Consider the following 15245-nt stretch of genomic DNA (forward strand, 5'->3'; position numbering starts at 1 on the left):
GCTGGGGCATCATGGGGCGGGCCCGAACCGATCAGGGCCCGAACCTCGAACTGCGTGGTGGTGGCGGATGGCGGGCGGCGCTCCCTGGCGCGGACTGAGCGGACTGAGCGGACTGAGCGGACTGAGCGGACTGAGCGGACCGGGCGGAACCGGCGGACCGGGCGGACTGCGCGGCCGGCGCGGCGAGTGCGGGGCGCTGGACCGGGTGACCGACGGCGTCCGCGGCGGCCGGGGCGAGGTGCTCGTGCTGCGCGGTGAGCCGGGGGTCGGCAAGTCGGCCCTGCTGGAGTACCTGGCGGGCGGCGCGACCGGGTGCCGGGTGCTGCGGGTGGCGGGCGTCGAGTCGGAGATGGAGCTGGCGTTCGCCGGGCTGCACCAGCTGTGCCTGCCCCTGCTGGGAAGGCTCGACCGCATCCCCGGCCCCCAGCGTGCCGCCCTGTCCGTCGCCTTCGGCCTCGAAGCCGGGAGCACCGGCGGCGCGCCGGACCGCTTCCTGGTCGGCCTGGCCGTGCTCAGCCTGCTGGCCGAGGCCGCCGAGGAGCAGCCGCTGGTCTGCGTCGTGGACGACGCCCAGTGGCTCGACCGGGTCTCCGCCCAGACCCTGGCCTTCGTCGCCCGCCGGCTGCTGGCGGAACCGGTGGCGCTGGTGTTCGCGGTGCGCACCGCGGCGCCCGCCACGGACGGCGATCCCTTCGCAGGCCTGCGCGAGAGCGTGGTCCGCGGACTGCGCGACGACGACGCGCGGGCGCTGCTGGAATCGGTGGTCCCCGGCCGGCTGGACGAGCGCGTCCGGGACCGGATCGTCGCCGAGACCCGCGGCAACCCGCTCGCCCTGCTGGAGCTGACCCGGGGCCTGACCGCGGCCGAACTGGCCGGCGGGTTCGGGCGTCCGGACGTCCGCCCGCTGGCGAGCCGGATCGAGCAGAGCTATCTGCGGCGCATCGGGGCGCTGCCCGACGAGGCCCGGCGGCTGCTGCTGGCGGCCGCCGCGGAACCGGTGGGCGACGTGCCGCTGCTGCGCCGGGTCGCCGAGCGCCTCGACATCGGCGCCGACGCGGCCGGAGCGGTGGAGGCCGCGGGACTGGTGGAGTTCGGCACCCGGGTGCGCTTCCGCCACCCGCTGGTGCGCTCGGCCGCCTATCGCGCCGCCGACCCGGCGGTGCGCCGCGACGTGCACCGCGCGCTGGCCGAAGTGACCGACCCCGACTCCGACGCGGACCGCCGGGTGTGGCACCGCGCCCACGCCGCCGTCGAACCCGACGAGGCCCTGGCGGGCGAACTGGAGTGCTCGGCCGGGCGGGCCCAGGCCCGCGGCGGGATCGCGGCGGCCGCCGCCTTCCTGCGGCGGGCGACCGAGCTGACCCCCGACGCGGCCCGGCGGGGAACCCGGGCGATGACCGCCGCGCAGGCCGCCTTCGACGCGGGCGCCCCCGACGCGGCGCTCGAACTCCTCGCCGCGGCGCGGCTGGGACCGCTCGACGAGGCGCAGCAGGCCCGGCTGAGCCGGCTGCGCGCCCAGACCGTCTTCGCCCGCAGGCGCGGCGGCGAAGCGCTGCCGCTGCTGCTCGACGCCGCCGGCCGGCTGGCGCGGATCGACGGCGCGGACGCGCGCGAGGCGTACCTCGACGCCCTCGGGTCGGCGGTCTTCGCCGGGCGGACGGGCGTACCCGTCGGCGTACGGGAGGTCGCCGAGGCCGCCCGCACGGCCCCGCCCGGGGCGCTGCCGCCGCGGCCGACGGACCTGCTGCTCGAAGGCCTGGTCGGCTGGTTCGCCGACGGCTGCGCCACCGGCGGCCCGCTGCTGAGGTCCGCGCTGGCGGCGTTCGGGCGGCCGGTGTCCGGGCAGTCGGCGGGCGGACAGTCGGCGGGCGGACAGCTGGAGGGCGGACGGTCGGAGGGCGCCGAGGACGGCGACGTCATGCGCTGGCTCTGGCTGACCTGGCTGGTCGCCGGCGAGATGTGGGACGACGGGACGTGGCACCGGCTGGCCGAGCGCGCGGTCGGCTCGGCCCGCGAGACCGGCGCCCTCAACTTCCTTCCGCTGGCCCTCGGTTACCGCGCCGCCCTGGCCGTGCACACCGGTGACTTCGGCCTCGCCGCCGCCCTGATCGACGAGGCCGACACCCTCACCGAGGTGACCGGCCACTCGCCGATCGCCTACCCCTCACTGCTGCTGCTGGCCTGGCGCGGCGAGGGCCCCCAGGTCGCGGAGGTGATCAGCACCGCCGCCGGGGAGGCCACCACCTGGGGCGAAGGGCGGGCGATCGGCCTGGAGCACTACCTCCTCGCCGTCCTCCACAACGGCCTCGGCCGGTACCGGGAGGCCCTGGGCCACGCCGAACGGGCCGTGGAGTACGAGGACTTCGCGGTCGCCGGGTTCGCGCTCGCCGAACTGGTCGAGGCGGCCGCCCGGGCCGGCGCGCCCGAGGCGGCCGAGGCACCGCTGCGCCGGCTGGCCGAGCGGGCCGAGGCGGGCGGCACGGACTGGGCGCTCGGGGTGCTGGCCCGCTCGCGGGCGCTGGTGAGCGAAGGGCCGGCCGCCGACCGGCTGTACCGCGAGGCCGTCGAGCGCCTCGGACGCAGCCGGGTCGCCGTCCAGCTCGCCCGCACCCACCTGGTGTACGGCGAGTGGCTGCGCCGCGAGAACCGGCGCTCCGACGCGCGGGTGCAGCTGCGCACCGCGCACGGGATGCTGCGGGGCTTCGGCGCGGGCGCCTTCGCCGAGCGTGCCCGGCGCGAACTGCTGGCCACCGGCGAGACGGTGCGGCCGCGCCCGGCCGACGGGGCCGGGCCGCGCGAGGCCCTGACGACCCAGGAGGGGCAGATCGCCCGGCTGGCGGCCGACGGGCTGACGAACTCCGAGATCGGCGCCGAACTGTTCATCAGCCCGCGCACCGTGGAGTGGCACCTGGGCAAGGTGTTCAGCAAGCTCGACGTCAAGTCGCGCAACCGGCTCCGCGCGGCCCTCACCGGCGCCTGAAGCCGCCACCGGTCCACCTCCGGGGCCGTCCCCGGGCCACCCGCCCGGGCCACCCCGGTCTGTCCCGGGCCACCCCGGGCCGTCCCGGGCCGTCCCCGGGGGTGGACCGGGGATTTCCCGGGCGCGGCCCGGCGGCCCCGGGCGCCAGGGTGGTCCGGCGGCACCGAGCGGCGCCGCGCGGGGACGGAGCGGAAGGGCCTGCCGGTTGATGACTCGGGAACCGATGCTGGGGCGAAGCCGTGAGTGCGCGGCGCTCGACGGACTGCTCGACGCGGTGCGCGCCGGCGAGAGCCGGGTGCTGGTGCTGCACGGCGAACCCGGGGTGGGGAGAACCCGGCTGCTGGAGTACGCGACCGCCCGCGCCCGGGGGTTCCGGGTGGTCAGGGTGACCGGCGTCGAGTCGGAGACGGAGCTCCCGTACGCCGGCCTGCACCAGCTGTGCGCCCCGTTCCTGGGCCGGCTCGGCCGCCTGCCGGCTCCGCAACGCGACGCGCTGGCAACGGCGTTCGGCCTGGCCGCGGGCCCCTCGCCGGCCCGCTTCCTGGTCGGGATCGCCGTCCTCGGCCTGCTCGCCGACGCCGCCGAGCAGGAGCCGTTGGTCTGCGCCGTCGACGACGCCCAGTGGCTGGACGAGGTCTCCGCCCACACCCTGGCCTTCGTCGCCCGGCGGCTGCTCGGCGAGCGGATCGCCCTCGTCCTCGCGGTGCGCGAGCCCGCACCCGACGCCGGGTTCGCGGGGCTGCCGCGGCTCGCGGTGGGCCGGCTGAGCGACGGCGACGCCCGCGCCCTGCTGGACGCCGTCGTCCCGGGCCGGCTCGACGAACGGGTCCGTAACCGCATCGTCGCCGAGACGCAGGGCAACCCGCTGGCCCTGCTCGAACTGCCGCACGGACTGACCCCCGAGGAGCTGGCGGGCGGCTACGGGCGCCCCGACGCCCGGCCGCCGGCCGGCCGGACCGAACAGGCCTATCTGCACCGGGTCCGCGCCCTGCCGCCGGGCCCCCGGCAGCTGCTGCTCATCGCGGCGGCCGAACCGGTCGGCGACGTCACCCTGCTGACCAGGGCGGCCGCCCTGCTCGGCGTCGAGGAGTCCGCCGCCGCCTGCGCCGAGGCCGCCGGCCTGGTCACCATCGGGACCAGGGTGCGCTTCCGCCACCCCGGGGTGCGCTCGGCGGCCTACCGGGCCGCGAGCGCCGAGGCCCGGCAGCAGGTGCACCGGGCCCTGGCCGACGCGACCGACCCGGACACCGACCCCGACCGCCGCGCCTGGCACCTCGCCAACGCCACCGCCGGCCCCCACGAGCAGGTCGCCGCGGAACTGGAGCGCTCCGCGGGCCGGGCGCAGGCCCGCGGCGGGGTCGCCGCGGCGGCCGCGTTCCTGGCCCGGTCGGCCGAACTCACCTCCGACCCGGCCGCCCGTGCCACCCGGGCCCTCGCGGCGGCCCAGGCCAAGTACCAGGCCGGCGGCTACGACACCGCGCGTGAACTGCTGGACGCCGCCTCCCTCGGCCCGCTGGACGAACGCCGGCTCGCCCAGGCCGAACTGCTGCGCGGCCGGATCGTCCTCGCCGCCACCAGCACCGGCAGCGCCCTGCCGATGCTGGTGCGGGCCGCCGACCGCCTGGAACCGCTGGACGCCGGACTGGCCCAGCAGACCTACCGCGACGCGCTGGACGCCGCGCTCGTCGTCGACCGCGCGCCGGGCGGCGTCCGGCTGCGGGACGTCGCCCGGGCCGTGCTCGCCGCCCCGCCCGGACCGCCGCCGGACCGCAACGACCTGCTGCTGCGTGGCCTGGCCGCGATGACCGTCGACGGTTTCGCGGCGGGCGCGCCCATGGTGCTGAGCGCCCTGGACGCCCTGCGCAGCGAGGAGGTCTCCCCGGCGGAAGGCCTCGGCTGGTTCCCGCTCGCCGCCCGGATGGCCTTCACCGTCTGGGACTTCGACAGCAGCACGGTGCTCTCGACGCGGCTGGTCGAGCTGGCCCGCGAGACGGGCGCGCTGTCGGTGCTGCCCTCGGCGATCCTGCAGCTGGTGTCCAATCGCGTCCTGGCCGGCGAGATGGACCGGGCGGACGCGCTGATCGCCGAGGCCAGGGCGATCGGCGAGGCCACCGGGAGCCACTACCTCGCCCACTACGCCTCGCTGGTGACCGAACCGTGGAAGGGCCGGGAGGCCGAGGTCCTCCAGGCGGTCGACGCGATGGCCCGGGACGCGGACCCGGGTGACGCCCCGGGCTCCGGCGCCTGGGCGAAGGCGGTGCTGTACAACGGGCTCGGCCGCTACGAGGAGGCGTGCGCCGCCGCCGAGCAGGGCGCGGAGAACCTCCAGGAGATCGGCCTGGCGATCCGGGCGATGGTCGAACTCGTCGAGTCCGCCGCCCGCAGCGGCCGGCGGGCCCGCGCCGCCGAGGCCGCCGACCGGATCGCCGGCATGGCCCGGGCCAGCGGCACCGACTGGGCCCTCGGCACCTCGGCCATGGTCCGCGCCCAGGTCAACGACGGACCGGCCGCCGAGGCCCTCTACCAGGAGGCGACCGAACGCCTGGGCCGTACCGGCGTCCGGATCACCCGCGCCCGCGCCCACCTGCTCTACGGCGAATGGCTGCGCCGGGAGAACCGCCGGGTCGACGCCCGCGAGCAACTGGGCACCGCGCACCAGGCGCTGAGCCGGATCGGGGTGAAGGGCTTCGCCGAGCGCGCCTGGCGCGAACTGCGCGCCACGGGGACGGGGCCGGGCACGACGGCGGCGCCCAGGCGCGGCGCCGAGCCGCGTACCGCGCTCACCGCCCAGGAGGCCCAGATCGCGCGCCTGGCGGGCGGCGGGATGACCAACCCCGAGATCGGCGCCCAGCTGTTCATCAGCCCGCACACGGTGGAGTGGCACCTGCGCAAGGTCTACACCAAGCTCGGCGTCGCCTCGCGCCGGCAGCTCAGCGGCGCGCTGGTCGACGAGCCGGCCGTCCCGGCCTGAGCCCCCGGCGCCGGTGCCGGCACCGGCCACCAGGGTACGGACCACGCACCCTCCGGGGCGTCACCGACGGGCGTACGGCGCGAGCGTGGTCACAGCGGCGTCGACGGACGCCGCAGACGGAAACGGAGCGATGCCGTGGTGACCGCCTTGCAAGACCTCCCTCCCCAGCCGTGCGCGACCGTCGGCCGAGGCACCCTGGACGAGGCCGCGACCGACTTCGAGCGGCTGCGCCCACAGCTCTTCGCCATCGCCTACCGCACGCTGGGCATCGCGGTCGAGGCGGAGGACGTCGTCCAGGACGTCTGGCTGCGCTGGCAGAACGCCGACCGCGCCGCCGTCGTCAGCCCCGCGGCCTTCCTCTCCCGCGCCACCAGCCGGCTGGCCATCAACGTCGCCCAGTCCGCCCGCTCCCGCCGCCAGACCTGCCTGCGCCCCGGCCTGCCCGAGCCCGTCGACCCCGGCGCCGACCCCGAGACGGGGATGCAGCGGACGGAGGAGGTGGAGGTCGCGCTGCTGCTGGTCCTGGAACGGCTGACGCCCACCGAGCGCGCGGTGTACATCCTGCGCGAGGCCTTCGACTACACCCACGCCGACATCGCCGCGATGCTCGGCCTCAGCCCCGTCAACGTCCGCAAGATCGCCAGCCGCGCCCGCCACCGCCTCACCGCCGAGCAACGCGCCACGGTCGACGCGCTGGAGCACCGCCGGCTCCTGGAGGTCTTCGTCACCGCCGCCCGCACCGGAGACGTCGCCTCCCTCAAGTCGATCCTCGCCGCCGGGCGCTGACCCCCATGACCTGCGGTGACGTGGGGCGTTGCCAGGTCCTAGGATCTGCGGCATGGCAACGCGACTTGTACAGATCAATATGAAGGCTCAGGACGACACCGCGCTCGGGCGGTTCTGGGCGGAGGTGCTCGGTTGGGGGATCGACAGCGAGGGACCGGGGGTGACCAACCTCGAACCCGTGGGCTTCGCCTACCCGGACCCCGTGGCCGTCTGCATCGACATCGTGGCCCGCCCGGAGCCCAAGACGGCGAAGAACCGGGTGCACCTCGATCTGGCCACCACCTCGACGGCCCATCAGGAGGTGTTGGTCGCGCGCCTGAAGGATCTCGGTGCGAGGCTCGTCGACGTGGGGCAGGGCGACGTCCCCTGGACGGTCATGGCGGACCCGGAGGGCAACGAGTTCTGCGTCCTGGAGCCCCGCCCGGTCTACCAGGACACCGGGCTGATCGCCGCGGTGGTGGTCGACTGCACCGACCCGCGGGAGATGGCCCGGTTCTGGGGCGAGGCGATGGACTGGACGGTGCACGAGGTCGCCGACGACCACGCGACCATGCGCTCCGCCAAGGGCGTCGGCCCCTACCTGGAGTTCGTCCGCACCCCCGACACCAAGAGCGGATGGAACCGCGTCCACCTCGACGTCGCCCCCTACCGCGGCGAGGACGCGGCCGAGGAGGCGGCCCGCCTGCGCGCCCTGGGCGCCACCGACCCCGACTTCGACGGCTCCGCGATCCACTGGACGGTCCTGGCCGACCCGGAGGGCAACGAGTTCTGCCTCCTCTCGCCCCGCTGACCCCGTCGACGGGTGGCACGACGAGGCCCCGGGCCGCCGACAGCGCGGCCCGGGGCCCGGGGCCCGGGGGCGACCGCTGGGAGGCGGCCGGGCGGTGCGGGAATCGGCCAATCCGGCGATGAGCGGGACGGGGTGGCCGGGGGTGCGTCAGAGTGAGGGGAGCCGTGGGGCGCATACGGAGGGGCGGGGGCCGTATGCGGTGGACTTGACGGGTTCGGTTCTCTTTCGGAGGCCTCAGCATGGGTTCCATGTCGTCGTTCTTCACGCAGGCCGGGAATTTCGGGAGCGCGGTGTCGGGGGGTGTGGATCCCCGGACCGGGCTGTTCAACGTGCGGATCGAGCTGGGGAATCCGGTGGGGAACCGGAACCTCGGGCCGTCGTTTCCGTTGACCTTGGGGTACTCGCCGCTGAGTACCGCCGAGGCCGGGCTGGGGCGGGGGGTTTCGCTGGGGCTGACCACGTACGACCAGAGGAATCGGCTGCTGACGCTGTCGTCCGGTGAGCGGTACAAGGTGCTGGAGACCAGTGCCGGGGTCGTTCTGATGCAGAAGAAGCTCGATACGGTCCGGGTGACGAGGGACGACGATTCCTACCGCGTGGTGCACAAGTCCGGTGATGTGGAGGTGCTGACCGGGCCGCAGAACGCGTTCGACCTCAAGGTGCCCACCGCGCTGCTCACGCCCGCCGGGCATTCGCTGGAGCTGTCGTGGGACTTCGGCAACGGGGCGTTCCCGCGTCTCCAGGAGGTCAGCGACGAGAGCGACACCCTGCTGACCGTGGACTACTCGGGGGACGTCAAGGCCACGCTGAACGTGCTGCCCGGCCGGTCCGAGGGCTTCCGGGTGGAGTTGTGGCTGCAGAACGGGCTGCTGGCCGGTGTGCACCACTTCGGGCTCGGCGAGAACGCCCCGCTGGTGTGGAGCCTCTCCGCCGATCCGGTGGGGCCGCAGGGGGTGTGGGGCTCGTGGATCACCGGTGTGAGTGCGCCGGGCGGGATGTCCGAGACGGTCTCCTACTCCCAGGGCGGGACGGGCCACCGGTTCCCGGACTCCGCCGGTCTGCCCGCCCTGCCCCGCGTGGAGCAGTACGTCCGACGGCCCGGCGGCGGGCAGCCGCAGACCGAGGTGGACTACGACTACACCGACAACAACTTCCTCGGCGGCCACTCCGGCGCCGGCTGGGACCCCGACCAGGACACGCTGTACGGAGTCCTGAGCGACTACACGTACGGGTCCACGGAGTCGAGGAGCAGCGGGGGAGGGACCACGCGGACCACCCGCACGTACAACGGCTACCACCTGCAGACGGACGAGACGACGAACCGCAACGGCTGCTCCCGGCAGGTGCGGACCGAGTACTACGCGGTGGTCGGCCGGCGGTTCGAGCAGCAGGACGACCGCTTCCAGCTGCCGACGAAGCGGACGGTCACCTGGACCGATCCACAGGGCCGCACCCGCAGCGAGGTCACCAGCACCGACTACGACGACGCGGGCAATCCGAGCAGCCGCACCGACCCCGACGGGACCCGGACCGACTGGGCGTACTACCCGGCGGGCGGGGGCGGTTCGGACTGCCCGCCCGATCCTTACGGGTTCACCCGCTGGCTCAAGGACGTCACCCGCACACCGCCGGGAACCGGCTTCGACGCGCCCGTCCACCGGACGTCCTACGTCTACACCTCCTGCTCCACACCGGACGCCCGGGTGCCCGCCGTGGTGGTGAAGTCCTCGCAGCGGCGCTACGCCGACGGCCGGCTGCTGCGCCGGGAGGACTTCGCCTACGGCACCCGGGGCGCGGAGTTCGGCCGCATCACCGGCCTGGACCAGGTCGAGTTCCCGGACGGCGAGGGCGGCGCGTCCTACACCGCGTCGCACGCCTTCGCCTTCCGGACGGAGGGCGAGGACCTGGTCCAGACCCACACGCTGACGACGCACGACCGGCTGACGACGACGCGCTCGCAGCGCCGTTCACGGTTCACCGGGCGGCTGCGGTCGGCCACCGATCCGCAGGGCAACGTCGTGGCCACCACCTACGACGGCCTGGGCCGCGCGCTGACCCGCACCACCAATCCGGGCACCGGGTACGAGGCGGCCGAGAGCTGGAGCTACGAGGTGGGCACGTCCCTGCCGTTCGTGGTGACGTCCACCGACGCCCTGGGCAACCGGCAGCGCGGGAGCTTCGACGGCGCCGGGCGCCCGGTCCTCGGCGAGCGCCGGGACACCGACGGCGACGGTGCCTGGCACACCGTCCAGCGGCTGGCCTACGACGAGCAGGGCCGTACGGTTTCGGTCACCGAGGCGGACCACCTGCCCGGCGGTGGCGGCCAGGTGGCCGATCTGACGCAGACCTTCACCTACGACGACTGGGGCCAGGTGTCGGCCACCGCGTGCGGCGACGGCTCGGGCCGGCTCACCGTGACCGATCCCGTCGCGCTGACGACCACCGTCCGGCAGTCGGGCGGCGGCGTCCCGGTCACCGGCACCTGGGTGACGACGTACAACCTGCGCGGCGAGCCGGTGGCGGCGGAGCGCTTCGGCCTCGGCGGTGCGTCCGCGGGCCGGCGCGTGCTGGACCGCGACGGCTGGGGCAGGCTGCGCCGCGCGACCGACGAAGCCGGGAACGCCACGGGCTACGACTACGACGCGTACGGCCGGCTCAGCCGCATCACCCTGCCGGACGGCACGGTCGTCACCCGCGGCTACGCGCCGTTCTCCTCCGACGGCCTGGCCACGACGCTCACGGTGGGCGGGACGCCGTACGGCACGCAGGCCTTCGACGGCATGGGCCGGCTGACCGCCGCCGACTGCGGCGGCCGCGGCTGGGCCTACGGGTACACCCAGGACAGCGACCCGCTCCCCACCCGGGTCACCATGCCCGACGGGCAGCAGATCGGCTACGAGTACACACCCCGGCTCGGCGACGTGGTCTCCCGGGTCCGGGCCGGGGACATCACCCAGTCGCTCGGCCACGATCCGCTCTCCGGCTTTCTGACCACCGCCCAGGAGGGCGAGGTCACCATCACCCGCGACTACACCGCCGCGGGCCTGCCGCGCACCGAGACCACGAGCCGGCCCGGCGGGTCCGACGCCGTCGCGCGCTGGGACTTCACGCTGGGCGGCCTGGAGCACGGCTACACGGGCGTGGACGGCGCCACCCGGCAGACCACGCGCGACACCTTCGGCCGGATCACCGCCGTCACCGACCCGGCCGTGCGGGTGCTGCTGAGCTACGACGCGGCGGGCCGCACGAGCGGGTGGAGCGCCGAGGACCGGCAGTCGGGGTACACGCTGACCACCGCGCTGACGCTGGACGACTTCGGCCGCGAGGTGGGCCGCTCGACCGGCGACAGCCAGGGCAACACCTGGTCGCTGGTCCAGCACTGGCAGGACAACGGCCTCCTCGCCCGCAGGACGTTCTCCGCCGGTGCGGAGCGGCTGCGCGACGAGGTCTTCACCTACGACAGCCGCAACCGGCTCGCCACCTACACCTGCGACGGATCGGCCCCTCCCACGGACGCGCACGGCAACCAGGTCACCGGACAGACGTTCAGCTACGACGCCTTCGGCAACGTCACCCGGTGCCGCTCCGAGTTCCACGACGGCTCGGACACCGCGACCTACCTGTTCGAGGACCGGGCCGACCCGTGCCGGCTCACCGGGATCACCCACACCGGCAAGGGCCTCCCGCCCCGGATCGCGCTGGGCTACGACGCGGCCGGGCGGCTGACCACCGACGACGCCGGGCGTACCCTCGCCTACGACGCCCTCGGCCGTCTGCGGGCGGCGGGCCCGGCGAACCAGTACGGATACGATCCGCTCAACCGGCTGTTCACCCAGCAGACGGACGGGCGGACCGACGTCCTGTACTACCGCGGCGAGTCCCTCGCGGCCGTGGTCGAGGACGACCGGCCGGCCCGCCTGGTGCAACTCGGCGACGGCGCCTACGTCGCCCAGTACCGCCAGGGGCGGACCGGGCTCTTCGCGACGGACGGCGCGGGGAGCGTCGCGATGGCGGCCGGCGCCGACGGCCGGGAGCACTACGCCTACACCCCGCACGGCCAGCGGCCCGTCGGGGCCACCGGCAGCCTGCTGGGCTTCACCGGCCGGCCGAGCGACCCCGTCACCGGCTCGCACCACCTCGGCAACGGCGCCCGCGCCTACAACCCGGCCCTCCTGCGGTTCAACACCCCCGACACCCTCAGCCCGTTCGGCGCGGGCGGCATCAACCCCTACGCGTACTGCGAGGGTGACCCCGTCAACCGGATCGACCCCTCGGGCCACCTCAGCTGGCAGGCCTGGCTCGGCATCGGCCTGGGCATCGCGGGCCTGGCCCTGACCGTGGTCACCGGCGGCCTGGCCATCGCCGCCGCCGGCGGCGTGGTGGCCGCGATCAGTGCCGCCTCCGCCACCACCCTCGTCGTCGGCGGACTCGGCGTCGCCTCGGACGTCACCGCCATCGCCAGCGGCGCCCTCGAAACCGCCTCGCCCAAGGCGTCCGCCGTCCTGGGGTGGGTCTCCCTCGGCACCGGACTGCCCGGACTGGCCGAAGCGGGCCTGCGCCTCTCCCGCACGCTGGCCGGGAGCAGCCCGGCCCTCGCCGAGGAGGCCGCGCGCGGCTGCGGCATGTCGAAGCAGGCCGCCGGCGCGGGCGAGGCGGCCGGTGAGGTGGCGGCGGCTCCGTCCACGCCCGAGCTGCTGGGCGAGCCGGTGGCACTCCCGGCCAGGCGGTTCCGGTTCTTCGAACCCGTCAGCAACGCCTCGGGCGCGACGGTGTGGGTCAGCCGGGACGAGGTCAGCGGCGCCATGGTCAAACGGCTCACCGAAGCCCGGCTGGAGGCGGGCAAGCGGATCCACATCCTCTCCGGAACACACGGCAGCGCGCTCGGGGAGCGGACCGCGAGCAGCGCCGAACCCGCGTTCTTCTTCAACGACCTGATCAGGAGGAGGCCCTCGCCGGGGGACCCCGGACGTTCCTGGGAGGGCCTGGTGGCCGTCCACTACACGCCCGACCTGTCCTTCGACCGGATCGGGGAGATCCTGCGGTGCGACGCCGACCACGAGGTCATCGCGGCGTTCTGCTTCAGCCGCAACGACGTCGCCGTCCGCGAGTTCCTGGGCCTGGAGGCCACCTACTCGTACGCCTCGCACCTGCGCCGATTCCCCCCGGGCTTCTGAGACGGGCTCAGGGAACGGAGGCGACCGGCCGGGGGAGAAGGCGGCGAATGCCTGCCCTCGGCGCCGGCCGGCGTCCGCAAGGCCGGCTGCGACGTCCGTCCGAGGGCGGACACCGCAGCCGGCCGGGCCCGGGGGCGGTCAGTCCTGCCCGCCCACGGTGGCGAACCCACCGCTGTTCCCGTTCCAGATCACGTCATTGGGTGATGAGAGGCCCGTGCCCTCGATCGTGACGCTGTCGGTCTGGGAGCCGTCGACGGTGATCTGCGGGGCGCCCGCCGCGTGGGCGGCCGCGGGTACGGCGAGGGCCAGGGAGAGTCCGGCGAGCACGGCAACGGCTGTGGTTCGACGTCGCATGAATGTCCTCCAGGTATCGGGGGTGTCGACCGGCTATCGCGCCGGGCGATCGCCAGGTGACGGAGCGGCCGCCGGATTCATCCGAAGGTGAACAGCCGGCACGCAGTAGTGACGCGGCCGCCCGTTGCCGGCGCCGTTCAGGCGGGTGCCGCCGGACGGGGGGTCACTCGTGGCGGCAGGCCTTGGCCTCGAACTCCGCCAGGGGGGCGGTGACGGCGGACCCGGTGGCTTCGTAGCGGACCTCTCCCGGGGTGAGGCCGGCCAGGTCGGCCAGGGTGAAGGAGACGCGGGCGGACGACCAGGAGTTGTCCTTGGTCCAGCCGGAGAAGGCGTAGGGGGCCTGGGGGTGGAGAGGTGCGGGGGCCTTGTCGGTCGTCCAGCCGGGGGTGGGGGCGGGGGAGTCGAGGGGCCAGGTGGTGAGGCCGCGGGTGAGGGGGCGGTCGGCGGTCCAGCGCCCGACGGTCGGGGACACGGCGGCGCTCTCGCGGATGTAGAGGGAGGCGCCGTCGATCCGGTGGCCGCAGACCATCATGACGCCGAGCAGACGGCCGTCGGCGGTCACGGAGATGCCGGCGACGGCGTCGGTGGGAACGCTGCAGCCCGAGGTCGAGGTGAGGGCCAGCGCGAGGGCGGCGGCGCCGAGGAGGCGCCGGGGGACCGGTGGTGCTGTGGCCGACCGCATGCCGACATGATGGCAGCTTTCGGCCAGACTGTGACCATGAACGACCGATCTCTGAGTGCGGGTGCGAATGTTCCGGTCGACGCGGCCGGTGTCCGGGTGGAATTCGGCTGGGCGTCCGGGCCGGGTGGGCCGGATGTCGACGCGTCGGCCGTGCTGCTGGCGGCGGACGGGCGGGTCCGTGGTGACGGGGACCTGGTCTTCTACAACCAGCCGCGGCACGCCTCGGGTGCGGTGCGGCACCAGGGGAAGGAGGGCGCTGCGGCCGGGACGGTGACCGACCGCATCGCCGTGGACCTGGTGGCCGTGGAGGCGGGGGTGGAGCGGATCGTGCTCGCCGCCTCCGCGGACGGGGGTGTGTTCGGGCAGGTGCGGGGGCTGACGCTGCGCCTGGTGGACATGGGGACGGAGGCCGAGGTCGCCCGCTTCGCGATGACGGGCGGGCCGGAGACCGTGTTCATCGGCGGCGAGCTGTACCGGCGCGGCGGGCGGTGGAGGTTCCGTGCCGTCGGGCAGGGGTACGCCTCGGGGCTGGCCGGGCTGGCCGCCGACTTCGGGGTCACCGTGGAGGAGGAGGACGCCTCGGCGGTGACGGGTCCGCAGGCGAGGCCGGAAGCCGAGGAGGAGCGCCTTCCCGCCGGGATGCGGGAGCGGCTCTCGCTGCGCAAGCGCCAGGTGGCGGTGAGCCTGGAGAAGCACGGCGCCGCCGGGACCGTCGCGCGGGTCGTCCTGGTGCTGGACGCCTCGGGTTCCATGTCGGGGCTGTACGCCCGGGGCGTGGTGGCCGATGTGGTGGAGCGGATGGCCGCGGTGGCGGCGCAGTTGGACGACGACGGGGCCATGCAGGCGTGGACGTTCGCGTCCAACCCGGCCCGACTGCCCGATCTGCGGGTGGGGGAGCTGCCCGACTGGATGCGGCACGTCAAGGTCGGGCAGCTGGGCGGCCTGTTCGGGCGCCGGCGGCGGCGCGCCCCGCTGCCGGAGGGGGAGGTCGACATGAAGGCGGTCGGCGTGGGCAACGAGGAGCAGAAGGTCATCGCCGAGGTCCGCGCGTACGTGCGCGCCGACCCGGCCGCCGCGCCCACGCTGGTGCTGTTCTTCTCCGACGGCGGCGTCTACCGCAACGCGGAGATCGAGCGCGAGCTGCGGGAGGCCGTGGAGGAGCCGGTGTTCTGGCAGTTCGTGGGCCTGGGCCGGGCCAACTACGGGGTGCTGCAGCGCTTCGACGAACTGCCCGGACGGCGCGTCGACAACGTCGGTTTCTTCTCGGTGGACGACATCAGCACGCTGCCCGACCCCGAGCTGTACGACCGCCTGCTCTCCCAGTTCCCCCGCTGGATCACGGCCGCCCGCCGGGCCGGGATCCTGCCGCCGGCCTAAGGGCCCGTCTTCAAACCCCCGCCTGCCGGGCGACGTCTGGGCACGCACCTCGCCGCGTTGTCGTCGGTCGCCGATGCTCCGCATGGACTCCCTCCTCCGCCTTGCGATGCACGCACCCAGACGCCGCCCGG

8 protein-coding genes are annotated in these 15245 nt (G+C 75.1%); 6 read left to right on the plus strand and 2 right to left on the minus strand.

Features of this window, described 5'->3' with window-relative positions:
* Window positions 1-130 precede the first annotated feature (130 nt).
* The 5 genes from ACFZBX_RS30265 (at window position 131) to ACFZBX_RS30285 (ending at window position 12701) form a co-directional block, all read left to right on the plus strand.
* A complete protein-coding gene (locus ACFZBX_RS30265) occupies window positions 131-2980 on the plus strand; it encodes an AAA family ATPase (protein WP_391537018.1) in 2850 nt (949 codons plus the stop codon).
* Between the two features lie 223 nt (window positions 2981-3203).
* Window positions 3204-5951 carry an AAA family ATPase gene (locus tag ACFZBX_RS30270; RefSeq protein ID WP_391537008.1) on the plus strand — a complete coding sequence of 916 codons (2748 nt, stop codon included), beginning with the start codon at window positions 3204-3206 and terminating at the stop codon, window positions 5949-5951.
* Window positions 5952-6089: 138 nt separating this feature from the next.
* Complete coding sequence (locus ACFZBX_RS30275; protein ID WP_391537009.1) at window positions 6090-6737, plus strand: sigma-70 family RNA polymerase sigma factor; 648 nt, start codon at window positions 6090-6092, stop codon at window positions 6735-6737.
* 52 nt (window positions 6738-6789) lie between these two features.
* Window positions 6790-7527, plus strand: a complete 738-nt coding sequence (locus ACFZBX_RS30280) for a VOC family protein (protein ID WP_391537010.1) — start codon at window positions 6790-6792, stop codon at window positions 7525-7527.
* A gap of 392 nt (window positions 7528-7919) precedes the next feature.
* Entirely contained in the window at window positions 7920-12701 is a 4782-nt protein-coding gene (locus tag ACFZBX_RS30285) for an RHS repeat-associated core domain-containing protein (protein ID WP_391537011.1), read from the plus strand.
* 138 nt (window positions 12702-12839) lie between these two features.
* Here the strand turns inward: ACFZBX_RS30285 and ACFZBX_RS30290 are convergent, their stop codons facing one another.
* Window positions 12840-13055 carry a hypothetical protein gene (locus tag ACFZBX_RS30290; RefSeq protein ID WP_391537012.1) on the minus strand — a complete coding sequence of 72 codons (216 nt, stop codon included), beginning with the start codon at window positions 13053-13055 and terminating at the stop codon, window positions 12840-12842.
* 163 nt (window positions 13056-13218) lie between these two features.
* The gene (locus ACFZBX_RS30295; RefSeq protein ID WP_391537013.1) at window positions 13219-13737 is read right to left on the minus strand and encodes a hypothetical protein; all 519 of its coding nucleotides are present in this window, start codon (window positions 13735-13737) and stop codon (window positions 13219-13221) included.
* Window positions 13738-13773: 36 nt separating this feature from the next.
* Here ACFZBX_RS30295 and ACFZBX_RS30300 point away from each other — a divergent pair, with 36 nt between their 5' ends.
* Window positions 13774-15114 (plus strand): VWA domain-containing protein, encoded by a 1341-nt coding sequence (locus ACFZBX_RS30300; RefSeq protein ID WP_391537014.1) that lies wholly within the window; start codon window positions 13774-13776, stop codon window positions 15112-15114.
* Window positions 15115-15245 lie beyond the last annotated feature (131 nt).

This window comes from Kitasatospora sp. NPDC008115, assembly GCF_042957205.1.
Classification (GTDB): domain Bacteria; phylum Actinomycetota; class Actinomycetes; order Streptomycetales; family Streptomycetaceae; genus Kitasatospora.

Bases quoted from the DNA above. Each gene is read 5' to 3' on its own strand.
- ACFZBX_RS30270 (WP_391537008.1), top strand. From the start codon at position 3,204: ATGCTGGGGCGAAGCCGTGAGTGCGCGGCGCTCGACGGACTGCTCGAC.
- ACFZBX_RS30280 (WP_391537010.1), top strand. From the start codon at position 6,790: ATGGCAACGCGACTTGTACAGATCAATATGAAGGCTCAGGACGACACC.
- ACFZBX_RS30290 (WP_391537012.1), bottom strand. From the start codon at position 13,055: ATGCGACGTCGAACCACAGCCGTTGCCGTGCTCGCCGGACTCTCCCTG.
- ACFZBX_RS30295 (WP_391537013.1), bottom strand. From the start codon at position 13,737: ATGCGGTCGGCCACAGCACCACCGGTCCCCCGGCGCCTCCTCGGCGCC.
- ACFZBX_RS30300 (WP_391537014.1), top strand. From the start codon at position 13,774: ATGAACGACCGATCTCTGAGTGCGGGTGCGAATGTTCCGGTCGACGCG.